This is a genomic window from Perlabentimonas gracilis (assembly GCF_011174675.1).
In the GTDB taxonomy this organism is placed as follows: domain Bacteria; phylum Bacteroidota; class Bacteroidia; order Bacteroidales; family Tenuifilaceae; genus Perlabentimonas; species Perlabentimonas gracilis.
In genome coordinates this window covers 18,775-44,714 of record NZ_JAANIG010000023.1, presented here as the reverse complement: position 1 = coordinate 44,714, position 25,940 = coordinate 18,775, and the positions used below count along the sequence as shown (strand labels likewise).

Here is a 25,940-nt window from a genome sequence, read left to right as displayed (position 1 = left end):
ATTACTGCTTGTTTCGTTGTCCTGGGCGCACGTGTTCAAACTCGAACGACAATGTAAACCTAAAGGTATTTGCCAGCGGGTTTGATAAACCAGCGGTTGGAATAAGGTATGCAAAATCGAGATTGAATACATTATACTTTATTCCTGCTCCAAGGGTGAAGTACTTTCGGTTTCCCTTGGTTGAGTGCTCATCGAAATAGCCTGCCCTTATGGCAAACTGCCCAGCATACAAGTACTCAATCCCGGCCGATAAGCTTACCTCACGAATCTCCTCACGAAACCCACCTGGCGCATCGTAGAATGACTGCAGCATACCCGTAAGCACAGGAACATCGGGGTTCATGCCTAGCATTATCTCATCGGTTTCAGTATCCCAAATGGGTGGCGTTGGAACAAGTAGCTTGTTACCATCAACCATAAACGAAACCTTGTTATACTGATCCATATCGATGCTAAACCGTCCACCAAGCCTCATATTGATTGGGATGAACATTTTGTTTGGATCCTCGCTGTACGACATCTTAGCACCAATGTTTGAGATGTTAACACCCAGCGCCAGCTCGGCATCCTTATTGTCGACAACAAGGGGCGTTTGGTAGTACGACGATATATCGGCAGCAACCGAATTGCCTGCTTTGGCTTCGGATTGGCCAGGTTGGGAGTAGCCTCCGGTTAAGTCCGAACGAATGTATCGAAATCCTAAGCTACCGCTTATCTTATCGGAAAACTTACGTGAATAAGCCGCATCTAAAGCAAACTCGTTGGCATTATGGTCGAGCAGCCTAGTCCCCTGCTCATCGGTAAAAATAATGGTACCCATAGAGAAGTACAGCAGCGATGCGCTAACCACCTGCTGCTCGTCGAAGCGATAGTAACCAACCAGGTAGTTTAGATCCATATCTTTGATAAGATTCTGGAGCCATGGAGTGTAAGAATAGGCAACGCCCCAGCTTTTATCGATAAAAGCATACTTGGCCGGATTCCAGTGCTGGCTGTTGGCATCGGGAAGGGTGGCTGCTCCCAAATCGCCCATTGAGGCTGCTCTAGAATCGGGAGCTATGGTTAAGAATGGAACGGCAACCCTTAGGGCATTTAAACCACCTACAAAATCAAGATCCTCTTGAGATTGGGGAAATACAGACAAGGAAAAAACCAAGGAAATAGATAGTAGAACTATTAATCGTTTAATCATCATATTTATATTTAGAATCGCAAAATTAGTTGAAATGATAACATTAAAAAAATTGATTTAGTATTCACGGTTTATTTTAAAATCACCAACTTTTGATAGGCTTGTGCTGTTTGACCATTGCTGAGCCTTACGGTAAGCCTGTAGAAATATACGCCACGGCCAATCCTATCGCCAAAATCGTCGAGCCCATCCCATGCAATAGGGCCAATGCGGTAGCTCCCATCGCCAGGCGTATAATGGTTTATGGTTTTAACCAACCTGCCCGAGGGGCTGAATAGCTGAATAATAATATCAAAATTTTCGTATGGCCTATTGTGCTCAAAGTAAAAAGCGGTGTTCTCAGTAAATGGATTGGGGTAGTTAAGTATATGCTTGAGGGTTAGCTCATCGTCGAGCTGCACAGTAAAATCAATTTCACTCTCGGAGCTATTGTTGTAAACATCCCAGGCCTTTACTCTAAGCTTATGTGGACCGGGCTTTAGGCCAGAGAGCTGGTATTCGACTTTACCTTTTTGGTAGCTATCTAATTCGGCAACATAGTAATCGTTCAGCACATAGGTTTGCTCGTTCTCGCCAGTTAGGGTTGCCGTCAAGTCATGGCCTATACCAACCCCGGTGGTATTGATACCTGAGCTATCGAATAAATGCACCAGCAGCTTCGGATTCTGATCGGTAATACCACCGCTTACAAACCTATCGGTATTCATATATATATCTATTGTTGGCCCCTCCTTATCAAGGCCAGCATCCTGCCCAATTCCTCCCACAATAAAATCTTCAAAAACACCTGAAGAGGGCTGGCTGCCACCCTTAGCGAATAGGCTAAAGCGCCCATGACCATAGTTATACATAATGTCCTTGGGAACAATAAAGGTTGCGCTAAAGGCACCATCTGTTATCGATGATCGGCCTCGATAGATATTATTTTCGCGAGTTGTGTACACAAAGGGCACGCCGCCCCTATTGGCTAGGGTAGTTACCGTTTTGGCCTTGTCGTAGAGCCTGAACTCCACTTCACCCATTACAGTATTGGCATTTTTCGGATTTGCAATTTGGCCTACAATGTCCACTTTGGAAAGCGCTCTAAGCGTGTCCAAATCGCCACCAACATCAACACCATTAATCTTGGTTATATCAACAGGATTACTCGCGTAATGCAGCTGCAAAGCCGGATCGCCAAGCAGCATAAAGTTACGTTTGTTAACCTGCCCACCCGTTGCAACCTTGGTTAGCCTAACCACATCGCCCAAACGGTAGTGCTTGCCCATATCGCTTGGCAGGGTGCTTTCTCTCTCGGCAAAAACGTAATGAATAAAGTTTCGGTTAAGCGTAAAGTTTGGATTTGCGTAAACAACCCTCGACGTTGAGACAAGCGCCACACTGCCCCCTAGGGGGGCAAAAAGAGTATGCTCTCCTGCTGATTTGTAGGTAAAATCATCGAATCGACTAAACTCACAGGTTGCGGTTACAAAAAGTGAAAGCTTATCGAGGTTTCGCCAGGCCAGTATATCGCTAATCATAATAACCTGTTCATGAGCAAGCCAGCGAGCATTTGCATGGCCAACGTAATTCATAATGAGAGTCCCTTGGTTAACTCGATTATTAATGGCATTTGTTACTCCAGGATACCTATCGCCAGTTGACATCGACTCCAATGGGAATGCATCAAAATATATCTTGTCGATATTATACTCTGGATGGTTCTCCTCTACGTACTGTGCATGCAAATCTGCATCGCGCATATGAAGATTTCCATCACCATCGTCGCCAATAAAACACAGCTGATTATTCCAAGCACCCAGCGATGCAGGGCTAAGGTAATTTCGAATTTTTCGCACAGCAATATCGGCCTCGGCTTGCGACGAGCAGGGAATCCGGCCAATGCCTAAATCCAAAAGCCCTGTCGCCTCCCCTTCATTATCATCGAGCAATCCAAAAAAATCGTCGGAAACAAACGAGCTGGTTACATGCAGTGAATTTTCGGACTGAAAAGTGGGAATAAAGTTGCTGTTCTGTGAAGAAACGCCCCTGTTATCGTACGAACCATCACCAAAAAGGAGCAAGTACTTGGGCATATCCACCTCGGAGGTTGCGCGCTGATAAAACATTCGCATCATATTGCGAATGGCGCTAGCATCGCGGTTTCCGGATGAGAACTCGTTGTATACCTGCTGGCTGGTAACCACCAACGATTTTAGCCCGCTATGAATGCTATGGATTTGCGCAAGCTCCTGAGCTTGCGAAAGGAAATCGGGGTGAGCAACAATCACCATATCGGGTTGCGATTCGGCGTGAATATTCTGGTTAGGCAACTCACCAACAAGTCTAACGCTATTGGCTTGCGATGGGGTGAACGCAACAAACTCCTTTAAATATGGGGTTTCAACCCTTATTTTTAATACGTTACCCGATATGGATCGATTGAGGTTAACAGGATTAAAAAAATCTGTAACATCCCATACCTTTATATCTTGTGGGGAGTTTGCAATGGAGAATTCGGTAATGGCATTCTCGCCAATCGATTTTGTATCACGAAATAGTAGCTGCTGAGAACCCATTTGGAGTCGTTGACGGGCATTTACCGTTATGTAATCGAGCCAGCCTTTGGCTGCTGGGGTAGGTTTATTGTAGGTCAATTCGAGCTGGAGTTCCCCTAGACTATAACCAAATGAATACATTTGCGTATTTTCAGCAGCAAAATTAGTATACTGGCTTGCGGTATTCACCGATGCTATAGGTAGAGTGCCGACAATGCCTCCATTCGCTTTTAGAGTATAGCTGCTGGCTACCGAAGAGCGGGCGGCTGCCCTAACCCTTACCTTGGCAGTACCATTGGCAACGGGTGAACTTAGGCCCGTACTAAAGTTTCGAGAAGTATAAACATCAAATGATTCGCCAAACCACTGCCTCCCCGATTTAATGAGGTTTGTATCATTCCTCTCAAAATATGCTAGCGCATCAAACTCGTTACTGGTGCGGGTATAGCTTTCCAAATTGCCACTCTGCGACGAAACTCTAAGCGGATTGGGCCGGCTAGTCGTTACAAAATAGTTGATGGTTGTGGCGTAATCATGAATTTTATGCTCAAAAAAATCATCCTCTTCACTGTAGGTCCATGTTGCTGGCCCGTTTGCAAAGAAATAGATAAAATCGCCACTGCCAAAAACCCCATCGGTACCCTTATCAACCAATATGGGGATTTGCATCAAATCATCAGGCGATGCATCACTATTCCAAAATGAAAGTTGCCTTCCGTTGTGCCCCCATACCGAGAGGTTGTCAACATTTTCAACCCCCATTTGTTGGAGTTCGTCAAACCCAATTCTGTGCACACCTGTTGTATTTACTGATACCATGAACCACTTACCTGCGGACAAAACCGACTGAGACGCTTCATTACTGCGTTTGGCTTTGACCGGAAATGCTTCTTTGGTAATGTCAACCTGTAGATCGAAACTAGTTAGTTTCTCTACCTGCCCTGTTGCAGGGTTAACACGAACAGTTGGTATAGCAAATTGCAGAAAATTTTGACCCCGCGATTTGAATACACTAAAAATTGGACTTTGCTCTGAAATACTTTGTATGTTTAGCTTGCTAATAATTTTATGTTCACCATTGGTTAGTGCAGTATACTTAGCTGACGAAAACGAGATTTTTAGTTCCTCAGTACTTAAAACCGAGCTAGGAATTGAAACGATATCTGCATAAAACGGTAATAAAGTTTCTGAGTGGGGATAGTGTACTTTATCCTCAAACCAAAGGTAGGACATCTTGATATCATCGCCCGAAAATCCATGCTGATCATTTGCTTTGGCTATACTATCGGCAGGCCATTGCACAATTCGCGAAAAGCGTTGAGCAAACCCATTGAAAGAAAATAAAGCTACGGTACAGAAAACTAGCAATATGCGAAACATTGGATAATTGGCTTATTTTTGCAAATAAACAAAAAGTTTGCTTTAACTTTAAGCACAAAATAAAAACGCTTTCCTTAAGTTTTTATTTTTAAAGGTTGTTTAATACAAAATGGGTTACAAGATATGCGTTTAGAAATTAATTTACTATTCATCAACCCGATGAATTTTCATTAAATATCCCGAGTCGTATTCTTACATTATGAAGTATTGGAAGTACATATTTATTGGTGTTTCTATTCTTTGGTTATCCTTGCCCTCATATGGACAGGACGCTAGTTTTGCTCAATTCTTTGCCAACCAGCTTTATCTAAACCCAGCCTATGCAGGGAATCCCAAATACCAGAGGGCATCAGTGGTTTACCGAAACCAATGGCTAACACGCCAATCGCCATACATGACCTATGGAGTAAATTACGACAGATTCTTTATTGACCAAAATAGCGGGCTTGGGGTTAACCTAATTAACGATATGCAAGCCCTAGGCGCACTCAACTGGCTAACGCTTGACGTTATGTACTCATACAACGTTAGGGTAGCGTACAACGCTCAGATCAGGGGAGGCATACAAGCTGGTGGAATTCTAAAGTCGCAAAGCACACGGAACCTCATCTTTCCTGATATGGTTGACCCAAGTACAGGGCAGGTAGTTGGAAATCCAGGCTACTCAGGCACTAGTAGGGTGATGCCCGATTTTGCTGTGGGCGTTTTAGGCGAATGGGATATCTTTTACGGAGGGATTGCTGTACACCATCTTCTGGAGCCCATTGATTCGAGGATAGACGATAATACAACCAAACTTCCTCGAAAGTATACGGTTCATTTCGGGAGCGATATAAATCTTTACAAAAGGTACCTCATCCGAAAAAGTTTAATCCTATCGCCAAACCTAATCTATATGCAGCAAGCCAATTTTAAACAGCTGAATTTGGGGGTGTACCTGTCGTACCTAAATATTGTTGGCGGGTTTTGGCTCAGAAATAGCTTTGGTGTGACCAATAGCACCTTTGTTTTTATGGCAGGTTACCATGATGTTAGTTACTCATTTGCCTACAGTTACGATTTCAGCATCCTACGAGGAGGTTTTAGAGGATTAAATACTTCATCGCATGAAGTAACCTTTGGAGTTAATTTGGAGTATAAAAAGAGGTCGAGAAAAAGGGTTCACACAATAAAAAGCCCCAAATTTTAGTTTTTTTTAAGTGTGAACCGCATAATTTAAAAGTATTATTTCTATATTTGAAGTTATAAACGAGTTGAACTCAAAGGAAAAAACATCAACTATGAAATTGAAGCACAGTTACATTGTTTTGCTGTTGGCTGGTTCTACAGCAATTTCGTCATGTTCTATGTTTGGCGGATCATCTGGTGAATCATCAACAACTGGTTGGAGATACAACGACCCCGAGTTCGGTGGATTTGAAGTTGTCCAAGACTACACTCCAAAGGCTGGCCCAGGACTTGTTTTTATTGAGGGCGGTACCTTTATAATGGGAAGAGTAGAACAGGATCTGATGTATGATTGGAATAACGTGAACCGTAGGGTAACCGTTGCTTCTTTCTACATGGATGAAACTGAGGTGAAAAACGTTGACTACCGCGAATACCTATACTGGCTTCGCAGGGTTTACGTATCTTACCCAAACGTTTATCGCAATGCCCTGCCCGACACTTTAGTTTGGCGTAGCCCATTAGGGTTCAACGACCCCTATGTAACCAATTATTTCCGCCACCCTGCTTACAATGAGCACCCCGTGGTTGGTGTAAGCTGGTTGCAAGCCAACGACTACTGTCTATGGCGTAGCGATAGGGTAAACGAAATGCTTCTATACAAGGAAGGATACATCAACCTCGACTTACAACAAGTTGACGCGGAGAACTTCAACACAGACGCATACCTACTTGGAATGTATGAAGCTTCGGTTCGTAATACCCGCCCAAGTATGAGGCCAGGCCAAGAAGAAGGACGTAGAGTATCATTTGAAGATGGTATTCTTCTTCCAAAGTATCGCCTACCCTCAGAGGCAGAGTGGGAATATGCTGCTCAGGGTCTAGTTGGTAACACCTACGATGAAAGAATTGTTGAAAGGCGAATCTATCCTTGGAACGGCCATAACGTAAGAAATAGCAGCTCTAAAAACAGAGGCGAGATGATGGCGAACTTCCAACGTGGACGAGGTGACTATATGGGTGTTGCTGGCAACCTGAACGACCGTGAGCATATCCCTGGAAATGTAAAATCGTACTGGCCTAACGACTACGGACTTTACTGTATGGCTGGAAACGTTAACGAGTGGGTACTAGACGTATACCGTCCTGCTTCATTCGAAGACTTCGATGATTTCCGCCCATTCCGTGGTAATGTTTTTAAAACACTGGATACCAACCCCGACGGCACCCCAAAAAGCGTTGACAGCTTAGGTAGGGTAAGATATAGGGAAGTTACTCCAGAAGAATCGGCCAACAGGCCTAACTACAACCAGGCTTACTACATCAACTACAAGGATGGTGACCTTGCCTCAAGTATTGACTATACGAATATGGATGGTGCGCAAAGAACCACCGACTCAAATAGGATGTACGACCAAGGAACAACCACGCGCGAAGATCGACCCAATGATGGTATGGCCAGCTTAATAAACGATAGAGTTCGCGTGTACAAAGGAGGTTCATGGAAAGATAGAGCTTACTGGCTAAGTCCAGGTACCAGACGATTCCTCGATGAGGCATCGTCAACCAATGACATTGGTTTTAGATGTGCTATGGAGGCCGTTGGATCGCAAGTGGGACGTAGATAAACCATTTGTTGAAAAATATTTGAGACCTCATTGATACAATGGGGTCTCTTTTTTTAAAACGCATTGGCAATGGACAAGAATCTGGAGCAAGTTTACAGCCTATACACTAATGGCCACACCATTTGCACCGATAGCAGAATGGTAACAAAGGGAGCCATCTTCTTTGCACTGAAAGGGGATACCTTTGATGGCAACAAGTTTGCCCCCGATGCTCTGGCTTCTGGTGCTGAACTTGTAATATGTGACGATCCAAAGTTCTCTAGTCAATCCAACACCATATTAGTGGCGAATGTGCTTGAGTTTCTTCAGAATTTTGCTTCGTACCATAGAGAAAAGCTAAATATACCAGTAATTGGCCTTACTGGCAGTAACGGGAAAACCACCACCAAAGAGCTAATCAATAGGGTTTTGGCAAGCCAATATAAAACCTTTGCCACTAAGGGCAATCTTAACAACCATATTGGTGTGCCGCTCTCTATTTTGTCTATCGACAACCAAGTGCAAATTGCTATAATTGAGATGGGCGCAAATCATATTGGTGAAATAGCAGAGCTTTGCTCTATAGCCCAACCAACCCATGGCCTAATCACTAATATTGGGAAAGCCCATCTTGAAGGTTTTGGTTCATTCGAAGGTGTAAAACAAGCTAAATCGGAGCTATATCGCTACCTTTCCGGTCAAAAGGGTGAACTATTTATCAATAGCAACAACGAAATTCTTAATGGCCTAGCTTCGCAATGCGAGTTCTCCCACATCCATAGCTACGGGAGTGATAACTACATCGTGTCTAATTCATCTACCTCTGATGCATATCTCTGCTTCGACCTTGAGATATCAGGAAAGAAATTCAAGGTAAATACCCAGCTGGTTGGGCAGTATAATGTTGAAAATATTTTGGCGGCAATCTGTGTTGGTCATCGATTTGGGATAGAACCAACCCAGGCAATAAAAGCAATTGAGAGCTACTCGCCAGCCAACAACCGTTCTCAGATCTTGCAAACCGCTAAGAACAACGTAGTTCTAGATGCATACAATGCCAACCCTACAAGTATGGAACAAGCTATACAGAACTTTAACGCAATGCCAAGCGAAAACCCAAAGGTTGCTATCCTTGGCGATATGCTCGAACTGGGTAGCTATGCTGCAAAAGAGCATCAGCGAATAGCACAGCTTGCTTTAGAGGTGGTTGATAAGGTGTTTTTTGTTGGCGAAAATTTCAAGCAAAGCTGCAGGGGGGGGCTTTGGTTTGCGAGCCATCAGGAACTTTCTGAATACCTAAAGGCAAATCCTTTGAATAGAAAAACAATTCTACTAAAAGGGTCTAGAGGGATTAAGTTAGATGAAATTGTTAAACAGCTGTAATGCAAAAGGGCCGAAAGGCCCTTTTCTATTTACTAATCGTGGTGTATATAAATCGTTTAATTTTATGCGTGGGGGTTTTCTCGAACGGTTCCACCTGCTCAACCACCAAGCTTACCTTGGAGAAAGAGGCAACCTTTGAATTTGCGTAGTGCTTTATCTCGTCCATTATTCCCTTCGCCCTATCCTGAACACTTTGCTGCATACTAACAGCAGCCTCTTTGAAGTTAACGTACTTAGACTCAAGCGCCTCGTAGTTGAGTAACACCTTGGCCACAAGCTTACCGCCGATTTCGTAAACTAACGATTCCAAAACTAAAGAGTGTGAATTTATCACCTCCTCGATATCCTCAGGATAAATATTTTCGCCACTGGGGCCAACAATCATATTTTTAAGCCTACCCCGGAGTTCCAAAAATCCATTGGAGTGAATTACACCCAAATCACCGGTTTTTAACCAACCGTCATCGGTAAGCACCTCACGGGTCAGCTCTTCGTCCTTATAGTACCCCTCCATAACGTTGGCTCCCCTTACCCAAACTTCGCCCTCGCCTGTAGTTTGATTGGGATTTACCACTTTCATCTCTTGCCCAGGCAAGGAAAATCCTGCGCAACGGAACCTCACCAGCGATGGAGTGCAACCCGAGAGCAGTGGTGAAGCTTCGGTCATTCCATACCCTATGGAATAAGGAAACCCACCCTCGTAAAGGAATCGCTCAACATCGTAGGATAGCTTAGCCCCACCCACTCCGAAGAAGTGCAACTGCCCCCCAAAGGTTTTGTGCAGCTTTCTGGCAGCAATTTTATGTAGCACCTTCCTAAACAATGGTATTTTGTACAGCCGTGCGCTAATATTGGATGATGTTAGCTGCGGTAAAATTTTCGATCGAAAAACCTTTTCGATAATAAGAGGAACCACAAGCATCATGGTGGGTTTTATCTCCTGCAATGCAGGGATAAGCACCGGGGGAGTTGGCGGCTTCTGCAGGTAATAAACCGATGCGCCACGCATAAGGGGCATAATAAATCCTATGGTACACTCGTACGTATGCGATAGCGGCAATAGGCTTACCAACCTATCGGTTGATTTAATATTTTGAATTTGAAAAGTTGATAGTGCATTTGAGATTAGATTCTTGTGGGTTAGCATCACCCCCTTTGGTCGACCTGTTGTACCCGATGTGTAAATAATAGCAGCCAGATCTTCCTCCATTGGCTCAGGCGTATCAACATTACAAAAATCAATATTTAAAACGGGTTCGGGTCGTGAATACCCTATGCTACCATCTACCTTATTGGCATATGATGTGACAACCTCAAGGTTGTTTAGCAACAATATTTCGGGCATTTCCTTAGCCTCTAATGCTTGAAGCTTTGAATACTGCTTTGCAGAAATAAATATTGCCTTAGCCTGACTATGGTTAAGAATACGTTTTACCTCTACCCCCGAAAAATCGGGAAGTATTGGAACCACCACAGCCCCCATACAGGTAATAGCCAGATAGGCTACGCCCCAGTTGGGACTATTCTCACCCAGTAGAGCCACCCTGTCACCCTTCTCAATTCCCATTGTCGACAACATACACGATACATTATTTACATGTATCGACAACTCACAATACGACAATGACTTCTCACCCACAAATGCTAACGAGGGCCTATCGGCATATAGTATCCTCGATTGGTTTAGCACATCCTTAAGGGTTAAACTGCTGTATGTTACCATATCTACAACTTCTACAAATCCACAAATCTATCGAAAACAAAGCGGCAAATATATGCAATAAACCCAAAGATAACCATTGAAAAGCACCTTCAATTCAATGATGCTGATCATCGCAAACGTTTGAAGTCGAAAATTTAACATTGGGATAGTCGTTATAAAAAATAATCAAAAACAAATGTTACGTTTTGTTGTTTATTTTACTTTTTTCGTATATTTGCACCATATACGTATCATTAAATACTATGAAGTTTAAAAGTAAAAAGCATCAACACCTGGTTGAATCGGCAAAGGATCTTTTTTGGAAGTTCGGGTTTAAGCGCGTAACCGTTGAGGAAATTTGCGAAACGGCTAGCGTTAGCAAGATGACCTTCTACAGATTCTATCCTAACAAAATGGAGGTAGCCAAAGCAGTTTTCGATATGGTTATTGATAAAGGGATTGATGATTTTAGAGAATTGATGCAGTCGGATATGTCAGCACCCGAAAAGATGAGAAAAATGCTTCAAATGAAATTTGAAGGCACGAACGATATTAGCAAGGAGTTCATGATGGATTTTTATAACAATCCAGAGCTTGAGGTTTCAACCTACATACAGAAACGGACGGGGGAGGTTTGGATGAGCATTATTGAAGATTTTCGGCAAGGCCAAAGGGATGGATGGATGCGCAACGACTTCAAACCGGAGTTCATTCTTTTTGCATCGCAAAAAATTATGGAGCTGGCAACCGACGAGAAGGTGCTTGGTCTCTATGCAAACCCTCAAGAACTGGTTATGGAAATTGCAAACTTTTTCACCTACGGTATCTCTACCCATGAATAAACTAGTTATCATAGCAGCCCTTATGTGCACCTATCCAAGCATTTTGAATGGGCAAGAAAAGGATACTCTTATATATAAGGGGCAGCTCTCGGCTTGGGGAAATTACAACTTGAGCAACGAAAACTTTATGCTGGGTGGTAGGTACATCCCTGAGCTAAGCTACCAGCGATTCTTTAAACAGAATCAAAGCCTCAACCTCGAAGCCTCGGGCAACCTCTATGGTACATTAAATGAAAATACCCCCGATGGCGATATTAAACCCTATCGCGCATGGGCTCGCTACGCTACATCACAGTTCGAGGTTAGGGCTGGCTTGCAAAAGATAAACTTTGGCTCGGCCACCATGCTTCGCCCGCTCATGTGGTTCGACCAGATGGATCCCCGCGACCCGCTACAGCTAACCAATGGCGTTTGGGGGCTACTTGGAAAGTACTACTTTTTAAACAATGCTAACATATGGGTTTGGGGACTTTACGGCAACAAGGAACCAAAGGGCTGGGAAGTGCTAGGAACACATTCCGGCTATCCAGAATTTGGAGGTAGAGTCCAACTGCCCATTGGCATTGGCGAAACGGCATTAACCTATCATCATCGTAAAGCAAACACACAAAACTTAAACGATATTCTTGAACTAAGCTTCGAAAAGTACGCAGAGAATCGATTGGGGTTTGACACAAAAATCGACTGGGTTGTGGGCCTATGGTTTGAGGGAGCCTGGATTAACAGCCAAAAGGAAGTAGGCCATTTTACAAACCAAACACTGCTAAATACAGGAATGGATTACACATTTGGTATTGGGAATGGACTTCTGGCTGTTTACGAGCATCTAATTGTTTCATCCGACATCAAACCTTTTGAGTTTGCATCACCATTTCAATTCTCGCTTCTATCGCTTTCGTACCCAATAGGGCTATTTGACAACCTTTCGGCCATATTTTACTACAGCTGGAATAGCAACGATGTGTACAGCTTTTTTAATTGGCAAAGAACGTACAATAAGCTCTCATTTCATGTTATGGCATACTGGAACCCCGAAACTTTCGACCTGCCACAGCAAAACCTAGGCAACAATTTGTTTGGAGGCAAAGGAATACAAGTAATGTTGGTTTTTAATCATTAATAGTGAAGAAGTAGAAAGTCGAAAGTTGAAAGTCTGAAAGTCATAAGTAATTTTTAAAATAGTAACCCAATAATACCTTTAAACTATGAAAATTGAGCGCTTTGAAGAAATAATTGCTTGGCAGAAAGCACAAGATGTGGCTGTTGATATTTACTTCAGTTTTAGCAATGCAAAGGACTATAGTTTTAAGGATCAAATATGTAGGGCGTCTGTTTCAATATCAAACAACATTGCAGAAGGTTTTGATAGGGGAACTGATGCAGACTTTACTCGATTTCTTTATATAGCAACCGCCTCTTGCAGTGAAGTAAGGTCAATGCTATACTTAGCTGAACGATTAAAGTACATAGAAATTCAGAAACGAGATGACCTTATTAATAATTGTTTAGAAATTTCAAGGCTAATTAAAGGTTTTATCAAATCACTAAACAACAAAAGCCACAAACCATAAGCATTTGAAACATTCAGACTTCCAAACTTTCGACTTTCAGACTTTCGACTTTCAGACTTTCGACTTTCAGACTTTCGACTTTCAGACTTTTAGACTTTCAGACTTTCAGACTTTCAGACTTTCAGACTAAAATAAAACATATGCAAATCATCCAAATCAACAATCTCACCAAACGATTCCCCATGGGAAAGGGTGAGTTCACTGCCCTAAAGGGCATTAACCTTACCTTTGGTAAGGGCGAGTTCGCAGGGCTTATTGGCCCCAGCGGATCGGGAAAAACCACGTTGCTCAATATCATTGGCTCGCTCGATGTGCCGTCGGATGGAGAGGCAATGGTTCTGGGCAACTCCATTGGAAAGCTAAACTCCAAGCAGGCCGCACAGCTCCGCAAGGAGAATTTGGGTTTTATATTCCAAAGCTACAACCTACTTCAGGTTCACACGGTTTACGAGAATGTGGAGTTTCCACTACTACTCCTTAACCACTCGGCTGCCGAACGCAAAAAAATGGTGCTAGATGCACTCGAATGGGTAGGCCTAACCGATAAGATTAAATCGAAACCACCCCAGCTATCGGGAGGCGAATGCCAACGCGTGGCCATAGCTCGCGCCATGGTTAAGCGCCCGTCACTGGTGCTGGCCGATGAGCCAACCGCCAATCTCGATGCGGCTAACTCTCATAACGTGCTGCAGACCATGGAAAAGCTGAATCGCGAACTCGAAACCACCTTCATCTTTGCCACGCACGACGAAAAGGTGATAAACTACCTACGCCGAAAGATCTTCCTTTTGGATGGTAGAGTTGATAATGACGAGATAGTTAAATCGAACTAAATCCATAGCCATGAAACTAGCAATAAAACTAGCTTTCCGGAATCTTATTGGCGCTGGGCTACGTACCTGGCTCAATGTGATTGTGCTTTCCTTTTCCTACGTGATAATTATATGGATGAATGGAGTGATGATAGGCTGGGAGGAGCAGGCCAAACACGATATGACCAACTGGCAAATTGGCGGCGGCCAATACTGGCATCAAACCTACGATCCTTATGACCCGTTTACGCTAGCCGAGAGCCATGCACCAGTCCCTTATGAACTAAGCAGTGAAGTAGAAAAGGGCGAGATTTTACATATGCTAATTGTGCAGGGAACGCTTTATCCGCAGGGACGTATGCAATCCATAGCCATAAAGGGAATCGATCCTAATCAGACCATACTGAGCCAACCAACGCATAAGCTCGACACGGTTGTAGACGGTATTCCTGCAATTATTGGCGCTATGATGGCTCACGATATGGCTTTACAGAAAGGCGATAGGGTAACCCTTCGCTGGCGCGATGCCAACGGCACATTCGATGCTGCAACAGTTATAATTGTTGATGTTTTTGCAAGCAATGTTCCTGCAATTGAAAATGGACAGATATACATCGACTTACAAAAATTACAGGAGATGACCCTCTTACCCAACCACGCTACCATACTTACACTCCGGGATAGCAAAGTGCAAACCGCAGAAACTGATGGCTGGGTAATAAAGTCTAAGGACACCCTTACCAAATCGGTGGACGACTTAATACAAACCAAGACTGCCGGATTATCAATATTCTACTTCATCCTGTTACTACTTGCCATGCTTGCCATTTTCGATACTATGGTACTTTCCATATTCCGCAGGCAAAAAGAAATTGGAACATACGTGGCGCTGGGGTATACCCGGCATCAAGTTGTGGGCCTTTTCACTGTTGAGGGTGCAATGTACTCCATCCTAGCTGCGCTGGTTGGTGCTGCATATGGACTACCTTTTCTTGCTTGGCAAGCCAAGGCCGGATGGACCATGCCAATTGATGTGAGCGAGCTAGGTATGGCCATAGCACAAACCCTTTACCCTGTTTATAGCCTTGGACTAGTAGTAACTACCGTGTTGATAGTAGTGCTAACCACCACCATTGTAAGTTATTGGCCCTCTCGAAAAATTGCAAAAATGAACCCAACCGAGGCGCTGAGAGGGAAAATACAATGAGAAGTTGGAAGTGTAGTAAATAAGAAAAAAAGAATAGTTGTCGGTTGTCGGTTTTCAGTTAGTAATAACACTCTAAGTTTTATCGAACAGCAACCAACAACTGACAACCAATAACTGATAAAAAAACTCTTATGATAAAATTCCTAATAAAAGGGCTACTTCGCGACAAGAGTCGCAGTAGAGTACCCGTAATAATAGTATCTATAGGCGTAATGCTCACCGTTCTTATGAACGGGTACATTCGTGGCTTCATGGGCGATACCATTGAAATAAACGCCAAGTTCAGCAACGGCCACCTAAAAGTGATGACACACGCCTACGCCGAGAATGCCAACCAAATGCCCAACGATCTTGCGCTGGTTGACGTTAGCAATCTTTTAGAAAAGATGCAGGCAGAACTACCCGAGATCACTTGGGCTCCACGGATTCAGTTTGGAGGTTTAGTCGATATTCCCGACGAAAAGGGTGAAACTCGTGCTCAGGGACCAGCTATGGGTATGGGCATCGACATCATTTCTGAAAAAAGTAAGGAGGATGAAAGGTTAAACCTATCGCACTCCTTGGTTAGGGGAAATCTTATAAAAAACCGGGGCGAAACCATTCTTAGCGAAGACTTTGCCCAGAAGCTTGGCGTTGAAATTGGCGAGAGCGTAACGCTAATTGGCTCTACCATGCACGGCAGCATGTCGATGGATAACTTCACATTGGTAGGAACCGTAAGTTTTGGCACTGAAGCTATTGATAGGGGTGCAATAATTATTGACATTGAGGATGCAAGAGTTGCACTTGATATGTACGATGCTGCCAGCGAAATTCTAGGTTTCTTCAACCAAGGGTTTTACGACAACGATAGAGCATTAGAAATAGCCAATAGTTTTAACGCCACCCATCCCCATGGCCACGAGTTTGCTCCAGTAATGAAGGCTCTAGGCCAACAAGGCGCTATGGGTCAGTACGTGGCGTTAACCAATGTTTGGACTATTTACATTTCTATGGTGTTTGTTTTAGCTATGTCCCTGGTGCTGTGGAATGCAGGCCTTTTAGGCGGTCTCCGCCGCTACGGCGAGGTGGGTATTCGCATTGCGATGGGCGAAGAGAAAGGCCATGTATACCGAACCATGATTTACGAATCGATATTTATTGGTATTACAGGGTCGATAGTGGGAACAGCATTCGGGCTGTTTTTTGCATGGCTTATCCAAACCTATGGTATTGATATCACAGGTATGATGGATGGTGGATCGATGATGCTACCAACCCACATTAGAGCCAGAATAGCCCCGTCCGATTTTTACATTGGTTTTATCCCCGGATTATTTTCCACCATACTTGGAACTATGCTTTCAGGAATTGGAATATACAAACGACAAACGGCAAAACTTTTTAAGGAGCTGGAGGCGTAATTGCAAAATCAAAAATGATCAACAAAAAATAATGAATATGAAAACCATACTATCACTTTTAGCTATGTTACTGACTCTGCCAAGCTTTTCACAGCCTGGTGCCAATGATATTCTCGATAGGGTTGACAGGAATATGTCATCGGAAAATAGGATCATGGAATCGTCGATGACCATACACGGCAGGCGCAGCAGCCGCACTATGACTATGCGCACCTACGGCGTGGGCGAAACCAAGGCATACACCGAGTACCTTGCGCCAGCGCGCGAGCAGGGCACCAAGATGCTTAAGTTGGAAAACCAGCTTTGGATATACTCCCCCTCAACCGACCGTACCATTCAGCTCTCCGGGCATATGCTACGCCAATCGGTTATGGGCTCGGACCTATCGTACGAGGATATGATGGAAGATCGAAAACTAACCGATATATACCAGGCCAAAAACATTGGGGAGGAAACCATCGATGGCCGTAAGGCTTACATCTTGGAGCTAACCGCTAAGGTTGAGGATGTGAACTACCATACTCGAAAAATGTGGATTGACACCGAAAGGTATGTGCCTCTAAAGGAGGAACTTTTTGCCAAAAGCGGGCAGCTGCTTAAGCGCACAACACTTACGGACGTAAAACAGATTGATGGTCGCTGGTTCCCCACCATCATGGTTTACAAGGATATGCTTAAGCAGGGCGAGGGCACCGAGTTTAAAATAACCAGCATAAAGTTTAACAAGCAAATTCCAGAGCACATATTTACCAAAGCTGTGCTACGCAGATAAAAAAAATTACACTAATTAATAAATCGGACTAAACCAAGACTAGCGACTTCGGTAACGTAAGTATAATTTTTAGGCATTAATTAGTGTTTATACAAAAAAGACAGAGGTTTTGCAGTTTTGCAAAACCTCTGTCTTAAAACACTTTAGCAAACACACTATGATTTCGCACTCATTACTACCACCTAAACCTTTTGCGCCCTCTCCCCTCTCCTGCTCAGCAGCAATAGCCCAAGAAAAGTTAAGGCTCCATTAACCATAAGCAGTTCAAATCCAAACTCGTACCCATTGAATAGTACTGCAGAATATTTCGCTAGAAAGAAACAAATAATAGGTGAGATTATTGCCACCAAAGGCACCCATTTGTCCCGAACTTTAAACCGGGTGAATAATCCAAAGGCATACAGACCCAGCAAAGGCCCGTAGGTGTAACCAGCCACAGTAAATATTGCGCTAATCACACTCTCGTTGTTCACCGCTTTAAACACCATGATTACAGCGGCCATAAGTAATGATATTCCGATATGAACTCGCCTACGTATACTCCTCACCTCCTCCTCAGTTTTTTCCTTTGGATCTAAAATATCAACAGTAAACGAGGTGGTGAGCGAGGTGAGCGCCGAGTCGGCGCTGGAGTACGCTGCCGCAACAATACCAAGGATAAAAAGGATGCTTACCGCTACCGGAAGATAGCCCTGTGTGGCAATTATGGGGAAAAGTTCGTCGGTTTGCTCAGGAATAGCAATGCCCTGTTGCTGGGCAAATACGAATAGCAAAACGCCCAGCGATAAGAATATGAGGTTAACCGGTAGGAAAGCAAATCCATACCAGTACATATTCTTTTGGGCATCTTTCAAATTTTTGCAGCTAAGGTTCTTCTGCATCATATCCTGGTCGAGACCAGTCATAACAATGGTAATGAATGCTCCGCTAAAAAACTGCTTCAGGAAGTGGCGCTTATCGTTCCAATCGTCGAAAAACCAAGTTCGGCTATACTCGCTCTCCTTTATGGTTTGCACCATTTGCCCAAACGATAAATCCATCTGCTTAGCAATAAAGTATATGGTGAGTACCACGGCCGTGAGCATAGCGGCGGTTTGCAGGGTATCGGTCCATATAATGGTTTTTATCCCTCCCCTATTGGTGTATAGCCAAATCAGCAGAATGGTTACCAGCACGGTTACCACAAAGGGAATATTCCAACTATCAAAAACAGTAATTTGCAAAACAGTGGCCACCAAGAATAACCTAAACGATGCCCCAATAAGCCTTGATATCAGAAAGAATACGGCTCCCGTTTTGTAACTGTAAAACCCAAACCGAGCATCGAGATAGGTGTATATTGATGTGAGATTCAACCTGTAGTATAGGGGCAGCAATACGTTGGCCACCACAAAGTATCCCAAAAGGTAGCCCATCACAAGCTGTAAGTAGGAAAACTGTGTTTCGCCTACGTAACCTGGCACCGAAATAAACGTAACACCCGATAGCGATGCCCCAAGCATTCCGAAGGCCACCACGTACCATGGCGACTGGCGATTGCCAAGAAAGAACGATTCGTTGTTTGCATTTCGGCTAGTAAGCCTACCTATTACTATAAGCACTAAAAAGTATATGGCGATGATAAGAATCACCCAAATTGAATTCATAGCAGAATATGTTAATAATTCTGCAAGTCTAGGCAAAAATGGGCGAATAAAAAATTTTTTCTAATGCCTAGCATTGGTCGATTATTTGTAGATTTGCAATAGCTAGAACTGAAACAATTATGAATATTCACAGTTTCCCATCGAAACTACTTGAGAATGCGGTTGATGAATTTGCCAAGCTGCCCGGCATTGGTCGTAAAACGGCACTTCGGCTAGTGCTGCACCTGCTGCGCCAGCCCAATGGCGATGTGGAGCGATTCTCACAGGCCTTTACAACCCTAAAAAACGAGATAAAGCATTGCAGGGAGTGCAACAGCATTTCCGACACTGAGGTTTGCAGCATTTGCTCCAATCCCCACCGCGATAGCACCACTGTTTGCGTTGTTGAGAACATTAAGGATGTGATGTCCATCGAGTCCACCAACCAGTACACTGGGCTTTACTATGTGCTGGGAGCTGTGATAAATCCGATGGAGGGCATTGGCCCTGCCGATATTAAAATTGATGGGCTAATAAACAAAATTAGGGTGGGCAACGTAAAGGAGATCATTATGGCACTTAGCCCAACCCTTGAAGGAGATACAACAAATTTTTATATCTTTAAAAAAATTAATCAGTTCCCTGTGGCCGTTTCGGTAATTGCTAGAGGTGTTGCTTTTGGAGATGATTTGGAGTATGCCGACGAGATAACCTTGGGTCGTGCCATTGTGAACCGAACCAAATTTGAGTCAACCATTGCCAATTAAGGCACTTTACATCACAAGGATGAAACATAAAATCTACATAGTTCTCACTCTAGTAACACTTGCCTGTAGCTCTGCATTTGCTCAAACATCGAGCGCCACCGCCGAGGGGATGCAAAAACTTGAGGCTCGTGAACTACCCGAAGCCATTAAACTTTTTGAGCAGGCTCTTAAGCAGGATTCTAAAGACGAAACTGCCCTCTCAGGAATTATCAGAGCCCATCTTTTATCGGAAAACCTAAGGGACGCCCAAAGATATATTGACCTTGCGCTCAAGGAGTACCCCTCAAACCCCGAGTTCCATATGCGTAGGGGAATATTTAATAATATGAGGGGACAATACCGACGCGCCATCGAAGATTTTAACAACGCCGTAAACCTTAGCGGCGAATCGGCTGATATTCAGATATACATAAATAGGGGTGTAGCCCATATGCAGGACGAAAACTACGGCGATGCCGTAGCCGATTTTACCAATGCCCTCAAAATAAACCCAAGGCACGCATCATCGCTCAACTACCGGGCATTTGCTAACTACCGAATGCAGAAATTTGCCGAATCGATTAGCGACTACAACAAGTTTATTGACCTAAACCCCGACAACGCCATGGCTTACTACAACCGCGCTATGGCCCACCTGCGTGCAGGCGACAAGGCCAAGGCTTGCCCTGACTTTCACCAGGCGTGCAGTCGTGGAAATGTTAATGCCTGCCGTATGATTGTTACCGAGTGCTCCGGGGTTCGGTAGCTCTATCAAACTAAATTCCAAGCAGTAACCTATCGGGATTCACACCTGCAGCTAGAATTCGCTCAGGGTTCTCCAGCATCTCCTTCACTTTTATCAGGAATCCAACCGAGTCCTTACCGTCAATTATTCTATGGTCGTAACTTAGGGCAATGTACATCATGGGCCGTATCTCCACCTTGCCGTTCACGGCAACTGGCCTTTCGATAATGTTATGCATTCCCAAAATTCCCGATTGCGGTGGGTTGATAATGGGTGTGGATAGCATAGACCCAAAGATTCCGCCATTGGTTATGGTAAAAGTTCCGCCTGCAAGATCGTCGAGGCCAATACGCCCCTTGCGCCCCTTCTCGGCCAGGTCGAGAATACCCTTCTCAATCTGCGCCATCGACAGGCTCTCGGCATTGCGAAGCACAGGAACCATCAACCCCTTGGGGGTTTGCACGGCTATACCAATATCGAAATAGTTAGGGGTAACAATTTCGTCGCCATCAATCTGTGAGTTCACCATTGGGTGCTGCTTAAGCGCCTCGACTACAGCCTTTGTAAAAAACGACATGAAACCCAACTTAACCCCGTGCTTCTCCTGGAAATCTTTCTGATACTCTTTTCTCATCGCCATAATCCGGCTCATATCCACCTCGTTAAATGTGGTAAGCATAGCCGTTTCGTTCTTCACCGCTACCAGTCGCTGACTAAGCTTCTTACGCAGCTGGCTCATGGTAGTTCGCTCCTCTGCTCGGTCAGCGGGTTCTTGCTTTGGTTCTGCAAAACCTCCTTCTCCAAGAGCAGCATTCACCTCATGGGTGGTAATCTTTTTAAGCCCTTTAATGATATCTTCAACGCTTACTCCCTGCTCGTCCATTAGCTTACGGGCTAGTGGGGTTACCTTAACCGGAGAGGATTCCTGCTGAGGTTGGGGTGCAGCCTGAGGCTGAGTTTTAGGTTCAGATTTAGGCTCAGGTTGAGGTGTAGTATCGGTTGGGGTTTCGGTGCTCTCGGGTTTCTGAGCCTCGGTATCGATGGTGCAGGCCACATCGCCAACCTTAATGGCACCGCTTTGCACCTTGATGCTAACCACTCCGCTGTGGCTGGCCAGCAAGGGTAGCGTTGCCTTTTCCGATTCAACCTCAGCAATCTCTTGGTCTTTCTCAACCCACGAATTATCGTCAACTAGCCAATTGGCTATTTCCACTTCTGTAATTGACTCACCCGGACTTGGTATGCGAATTTCTATCTTCATAATTTTTATTTTAGACGGAAGATTGAAGACCGAAGACCGAAGCAAAGTAAGTGAGTGGTTCTCTATACATTTGAATCACGTTCTGGCCCACAATGTTCCTTCAATTTTATACTAGTTAAGTTTTGATTTAAATGCAGAAATCATATTCATTAGGTTGTATGCATAATCGTAATGCTTATTGAATACTTCTTGAGAGACATAGTTCCTGCGGAAAGCTTTATGCAAACACGTAACTACCTCTGCTAATGAGCGAATAGCGTAACCAACAAATTTTTTATTTTCAGGAACACTCTGTCCAATAGAACCTTCTGAGATGTTAAGGGCAATTGAATCAACCGCACGACAAATCTGACTCGACAAATTATAAATCTCTCTCTTTGGAAAAGTTTGTGCTAAAGAATTAATTTCCTCACCATAATCCATTGCCATTTGCCAGATTATCAACTTTTCGAACTTAAATCGTGGCTCAAAACCATTCATTGTTCAAAATTTTGGTTTTATACTTTTTTGTAAATAGACCCTAAAACATTCTTCCGTCTTCCCTCCTCCTTCCTCAAAGGCGACACTGTCAAGACCTTCGGATGCTGACAGGTCATTCTTCCGCTTTCTCTCTTCAAAGGCGACACTGTCAGGATCTTCGGACGCTGACAGGTCGTTCTTCCGCCTTCCGTCTTCTCTCTTCCGTCTTCTGTCTCCTGTCTCCCCTCTTCTGTCTTCTCTCTTCCGCCTTCCGTCTTCTGTCTCCTGTCTCCCCTCTTCTGTCTTCTCTCTTCCGCCTTCCGTCTTCTGTCTCCTGTCTCCCCTCTTCTCTCTTCTGTCTTCTGTCTCCTGTCTTCTCTCTTCCGTCTTCCCTCCTCCTTCCTCAAAGGCGACACTGTCAAGACCTTCGGATGCTGACAGGTCATTCTTCCGCTTTCTCTCTTCAAAGGCGACACTGTCAGGATCTTCGGACGCTGACAGGTCGTTCTTCCGTCTTCTATCTCCCGTCTTCTGTCTCCCGTCTTCCGTCTTCCGTCTTCCGTCTCCCCTCTTCTACATCTCCTTAAACTCCGCCTTACGCTCCATACGCTCACCTCCTACCTTGCACTGCAATCCGCAGTACTTGTTCTTGAACTCGCAGTCGCAGTGGCGGAATACCTTGTCAAGTATGTCCTGCTGCTCCTGATTATGGATTTTGCTAAGTCCCACCGCAGGGCTACCACTAGGTTGTCGGGATACTAGCTGTATGGGAATATTCACAAAGTTATCGCGAATAAAATTCCAAGCGCCCATATTCTGGGGCTCCTCCTGAACCCACAACCACTGAATGGCGTTGGGATACTTTTGTAGCACCTCACCCACCAGCTTTGCAGGGAATGGGTATAGCTGCTCAAGACGAACCAGAGCGATGTCGCGCGCCTCGAAATGCTCCTTGCGCTCTAGCAAATCGTAGTAAATTTTACCAGTACAAAACACAACGCGAAGCACTTTTTCCCTATCCACATTATCATCATCAATAACTTCCCTAAAGCCGTTTTGAGTAAGATCATCAACTGACGAGATACACTTGGGATGCCGCAGCAAGCTCTTTGGCGTGAACACCACCAGCGGGGTACGGAAATCCCGCTTAACCTGACGGCGTAGGGCGTGGAAAAAGTTGGCAGGGGTGGTAATATTGGTTATCTGCATATTTTGACGAGCAGCGAGCACCATGAATCGCTCAATTCGAGCGCTGGAATGCTCTGGTCCCTGCCCCTCAAACCCGTGGGGCAGCAGCAGCGTTAGCCCCGATGTTAACCCCCATTTATCCTCAGCAGAGCTAATATACTGATCGATAATTATCTGTGCACCGTTAAAGAAATCGCCGAACTGAGCCTCCCAAATGGTAAGCCCATTGGGCGTACCAAGGGAATATCCGTAGTCAAACCCCATCACTCCATATTCGGAGAGTAGACTGTTGTACACATGAAACTTGGCCTGATTCTCGGAGATACTCTTAAGCGGAAAATGCTTCTCCTCCGATTTTTCAACGGCGTACACGGCGTGCCGATGTGAGAACGTGCCCCGCTCGCTATCCTGTCCGCTTAGCCTAACCGGATGCCCCTGATCGACCAGGGTTCCATACGCCAGCAGCTCGGCCATAGCCCAATCCACTCGCCCTTCCTTTACCATAGCGGCACGATCGGCCACTAGCTTCTCGAGCTTGCGGAAGAATTTTTTATCGGATGGTAGACTATTTATTCGATTGGCAACGCGAATCAGATCGTCCTTGGGTACGGCTGTTTCTGCAGGTTGATAAAAATCCTCAGGATGAGAATAACGTATTCCCTTCCACTCCTCAGACAGGAACCGCTGGATCTTCACTTTTCTCAAGCCCTTGGCTACTTCAAATTTCTCGTCGAGCATATCGTTGAATTCGCCAACCGATTTTTTAATCTCATCGGGGGTAACAACACCTTGCCTAATCAACTTCTCGGCATAAATATCTCTAACGTTAGGATGCTTGGCAATAATATCGTAAAGAATGGGCTGTGTAAAGCGAGGCTCATCGCCCTCGTTATGGCCATAGCGCCGGTATCCCAATATATCAATGAATACATCGGTATGAAATCGCTGCCGATACTCCATGGCTAGCTGTATGGTATGCACCAACGCCTCTGGGTCGTCGGCATTCACGTGGAATATGGGCGACTTGGTAACCTTGGCAATATCGGTGCTGTATGTGCTGCTGCGCGCATCGAGGTAGTTGGTGGTAAATCCAACCTGATTGTTAAGCACCAGATGGATGGTTCCGCCCACGGTGTAGCCCTTTAGCTGCGACATCTGCAGCGTTTCGTATACCACGCCCTGGGCTGCAACGGCTGCATCGCCATGGATTATTATGGGTGCAAGCTTTTTAAAATCCTTTTGGTAATGATGGTTGATTTTGGCACGGGCAAGCCCAATGGCCACAGGGGCAACCGTTTCGAGGTGCGATGGGTTGGGAACAAGGTTTAGCTTCACCTCTGTTCCATTGGATGCTTTCACCGTGCTGTTGTAGCCCATGTGGTACTTCACGTCGCCAAGGGCCACGTCCTCGTCGTACTCCTCACCAAAAAATTCGTTGAAAATATGCTCGTAGGGCTTGCGCATAATGTTTGTCAGCACGTTGAGCCGACCACGGTGGGCCATACCAATTACATACTCCTGAATGCCCAACTCCGCTCCGTGTGTAATTATGGCATCCATGGCAGGGATTAGGGCCTCAGTACCCTCGAGCGAAAACCGTTTCTGCCCAATAAACTTTTTATGGATGTATTGCTCGAACCCCACGGCCAATTTAAGCCTATCGAAGACTTTCTTCTTCTGATCATCAGAAAATTTGGTGCTGTTCCTATCCTTCTCAATCTTTTGCTGCAACCAGCTAATTACCTCCACATCGCGGATATACATATACTCACAACCAATGGACTTGCTGTAGGTTGCTTTTAGGTAATCGATAATATCGCTTAGCTTGGCAGGGCCAATGCCCAGCTGCTTGCCCGCTTGGAATACGGTTCCCAAATCAGCCTCCGATAGACCAAAGTTCTCGATATCGAGCGTGGGCGAATAGCTCCTACGGGTGCGAACGGGATTGGTTTTGGTGAACAGATGCCCACGCTTGCGGTAGGCATCAATTAGGTTAAGCACCTTTACCTCGGCATCGTAGAGCTGGTCACCAGCCTCGCCATAGCTAGCGCGTGCAAAGTTGAAGCCCTGAAAGAACTGACGCCAGCTGGGATCAACCGATTCGGGGTTATCAAGGTAATCTTTATATAGATTATCAATGGATTGCGGATCCAAATTGGATAAAAACGAGTTGTCTTCCATTTTATTAGGTTTTGCCTTTTAAGCAAAGGTAAAAAAATTAGGTGTGATATTTTAGAATTTAATGGAATCAACAGTTTTGGGGCGGGAATGTTGAGAAAATGCGGGCGAAAAGTGACCCTACATTCTCTATTTTGGTTGAAACTGGATATTGTACAGACAA

The 25,940-nt window shown here is 44.7% G+C and carries 20 protein-coding genes; 12 read left to right on the top strand and 8 right to left on the bottom strand.

Features of this window, described 5'->3' with window-relative positions; all coding sequences use genetic code 11:
* Position 1 precedes the first annotated feature (1 nt).
* Both porV and porU read right to left on the bottom strand, forming a co-directional pair.
* Entirely contained in the window at positions 2-1,192 is a 1,191-nt protein-coding gene (gene porV, locus G8O23_RS10875; RefSeq protein ID WP_219932494.1) for a type IX secretion system outer membrane channel protein PorV, read from the bottom strand.
* Between the two features lie 71 nt (positions 1,193-1,263).
* The gene (gene porU / locus G8O23_RS10870) at positions 1,264-5,109 is read right to left on the bottom strand and encodes a type IX secretion system sortase PorU (RefSeq protein WP_166364697.1); all 3,846 of its coding nucleotides are present in this window, start codon (positions 5,107-5,109) and stop codon (positions 1,264-1,266) included.
* Positions 5,110-5,308: 199 nt separating this feature from the next.
* On the opposite strand from porU, the gene G8O23_RS10865 reads away from it, so the two are divergent.
* From G8O23_RS10865 to G8O23_RS10855, 3 genes are all read left to right on the top strand, one after another.
* On the top strand, positions 5,309-6,298 hold the full coding sequence (locus tag G8O23_RS10865; protein WP_166364696.1) for a PorP/SprF family type IX secretion system membrane protein: 990 nt from the start codon (positions 5,309-5,311) through the stop codon (positions 6,296-6,298).
* 91 nt (positions 6,299-6,389) lie between these two features.
* Entirely contained in the window at positions 6,390-7,904 is a 1,515-nt protein-coding gene (locus G8O23_RS10860) for an SUMF1/EgtB/PvdO family nonheme iron enzyme (RefSeq protein WP_166364695.1), read from the top strand.
* A gap of 69 nt (positions 7,905-7,973) precedes the next feature.
* Entirely contained in the window at positions 7,974-9,266 is a 1,293-nt protein-coding gene (locus tag G8O23_RS10855; RefSeq protein WP_166364694.1) for a UDP-N-acetylmuramoyl-tripeptide--D-alanyl-D-alanine ligase, read from the top strand.
* A 25-nt stretch (positions 9,267-9,291) separates the two neighbouring features.
* Here the strand turns inward: G8O23_RS10855 and G8O23_RS10850 are convergent, their stop codons facing one another.
* Positions 9,292-10,989 (bottom strand): AMP-binding protein, encoded by a 1,698-nt coding sequence (locus G8O23_RS10850; RefSeq protein ID WP_166364693.1) that lies wholly within the window; start codon positions 10,987-10,989, stop codon positions 9,292-9,294.
* Positions 10,990-11,231: 242 nt separating this feature from the next.
* Between G8O23_RS10850 and G8O23_RS10845 the strand changes: the two genes are divergently transcribed.
* From G8O23_RS10845 to G8O23_RS10815, 7 genes are all read left to right on the top strand, one after another.
* Positions 11,232-11,810 carry a TetR/AcrR family transcriptional regulator gene (locus G8O23_RS10845; RefSeq protein ID WP_166364692.1) on the top strand — a complete coding sequence of 193 codons (579 nt, stop codon included), beginning with the start codon at positions 11,232-11,234 and terminating at the stop codon, positions 11,808-11,810.
* A complete protein-coding gene (locus G8O23_RS10840; RefSeq protein ID WP_219932493.1) occupies positions 11,803-12,930 on the top strand; it encodes a hypothetical protein in 1,128 nt (375 codons plus the stop codon). The genes G8O23_RS10845 and G8O23_RS10840 overlap by 8 nt, the downstream gene beginning before the upstream one ends.
* An 85-nt stretch (positions 12,931-13,015) precedes the next feature.
* Positions 13,016-13,381: a four helix bundle protein gene (locus tag G8O23_RS10835; RefSeq protein WP_166364691.1), complete on the top strand. Its 366-nt coding sequence runs from the start codon at positions 13,016-13,018 to the stop codon at positions 13,379-13,381.
* 140 nt (positions 13,382-13,521) lie between these two features.
* Positions 13,522-14,214: an ABC transporter ATP-binding protein gene (locus tag G8O23_RS10830; RefSeq protein WP_166364690.1), complete on the top strand. Its 693-nt coding sequence runs from the start codon at positions 13,522-13,524 to the stop codon at positions 14,212-14,214.
* A 10-nt stretch (positions 14,215-14,224) separates the two neighbouring features.
* Positions 14,225-15,400 carry an ABC transporter permease gene (locus G8O23_RS10825; RefSeq protein ID WP_166364689.1) on the top strand — a complete coding sequence of 392 codons (1,176 nt, stop codon included), beginning with the start codon at positions 14,225-14,227 and terminating at the stop codon, positions 15,398-15,400.
* Between the two features lie 131 nt (positions 15,401-15,531).
* A complete protein-coding gene (locus G8O23_RS10820; RefSeq protein ID WP_166364688.1) occupies positions 15,532-16,803 on the top strand; it encodes an ABC transporter permease in 1,272 nt (423 codons plus the stop codon).
* A gap of 37 nt (positions 16,804-16,840) precedes the next feature.
* Positions 16,841-17,575, top strand: a complete 735-nt coding sequence (locus G8O23_RS10815; protein ID WP_166364687.1) for an outer membrane lipoprotein-sorting protein — start codon at positions 16,841-16,843, stop codon at positions 17,573-17,575.
* A gap of 182 nt (positions 17,576-17,757) precedes the next feature.
* Here the strand turns inward: G8O23_RS10815 and G8O23_RS10810 are convergent, their stop codons facing one another.
* On the bottom strand, positions 17,758-19,221 hold the full coding sequence (locus G8O23_RS10810; RefSeq protein ID WP_166364686.1) for a sodium:solute symporter: 1,464 nt from the start codon (positions 19,219-19,221) through the stop codon (positions 17,758-17,760).
* 119 nt (positions 19,222-19,340) lie between these two features.
* On the opposite strand from G8O23_RS10810, the gene recR reads away from it, so the two are divergent.
* Positions 19,341-19,967, top strand: coding sequence for a recombination mediator RecR (gene recR, locus G8O23_RS10805; protein WP_166364685.1), 627 nt, complete (start codon positions 19,341-19,343; stop codon positions 19,965-19,967).
* Between the two features lie 19 nt (positions 19,968-19,986).
* Entirely contained in the window at positions 19,987-20,712 is a 726-nt protein-coding gene (locus tag G8O23_RS10800; RefSeq protein ID WP_166364684.1) for a tetratricopeptide repeat protein, read from the top strand.
* 10 nt (positions 20,713-20,722) lie between these two features.
* Here the strand turns inward: G8O23_RS10800 and odhB are convergent, their stop codons facing one another.
* The 4 genes from odhB to G8O23_RS10780 all read right to left on the bottom strand — a co-directional run bounded on the left by odhB (position 20,723) and on the right by G8O23_RS10780 (position 25,780).
* Positions 20,723-21,952, bottom strand: coding sequence for a 2-oxoglutarate dehydrogenase complex dihydrolipoyllysine-residue succinyltransferase (gene odhB, locus G8O23_RS10795; RefSeq protein WP_219932492.1), 1,230 nt, complete (start codon positions 21,950-21,952; stop codon positions 20,723-20,725).
* A 111-nt stretch (positions 21,953-22,063) separates the two neighbouring features.
* Entirely contained in the window at positions 22,064-22,432 is a 369-nt protein-coding gene (locus G8O23_RS10790; protein ID WP_166364683.1) for a four helix bundle protein, read from the bottom strand.
* A 17-nt stretch (positions 22,433-22,449) separates the two neighbouring features.
* Positions 22,450-22,878, bottom strand: coding sequence for a hypothetical protein (locus G8O23_RS10785; RefSeq protein WP_166364682.1), 429 nt, complete (start codon positions 22,876-22,878; stop codon positions 22,450-22,452).
* Positions 22,879-22,984: 106 nt separating this feature from the next.
* A complete protein-coding gene (locus G8O23_RS10780) occupies positions 22,985-25,780 on the bottom strand; it encodes a 2-oxoglutarate dehydrogenase E1 component (RefSeq protein WP_166364681.1) in 2,796 nt (931 codons plus the stop codon).
* Positions 25,781-25,940: the final 160 nt, after the last annotated feature.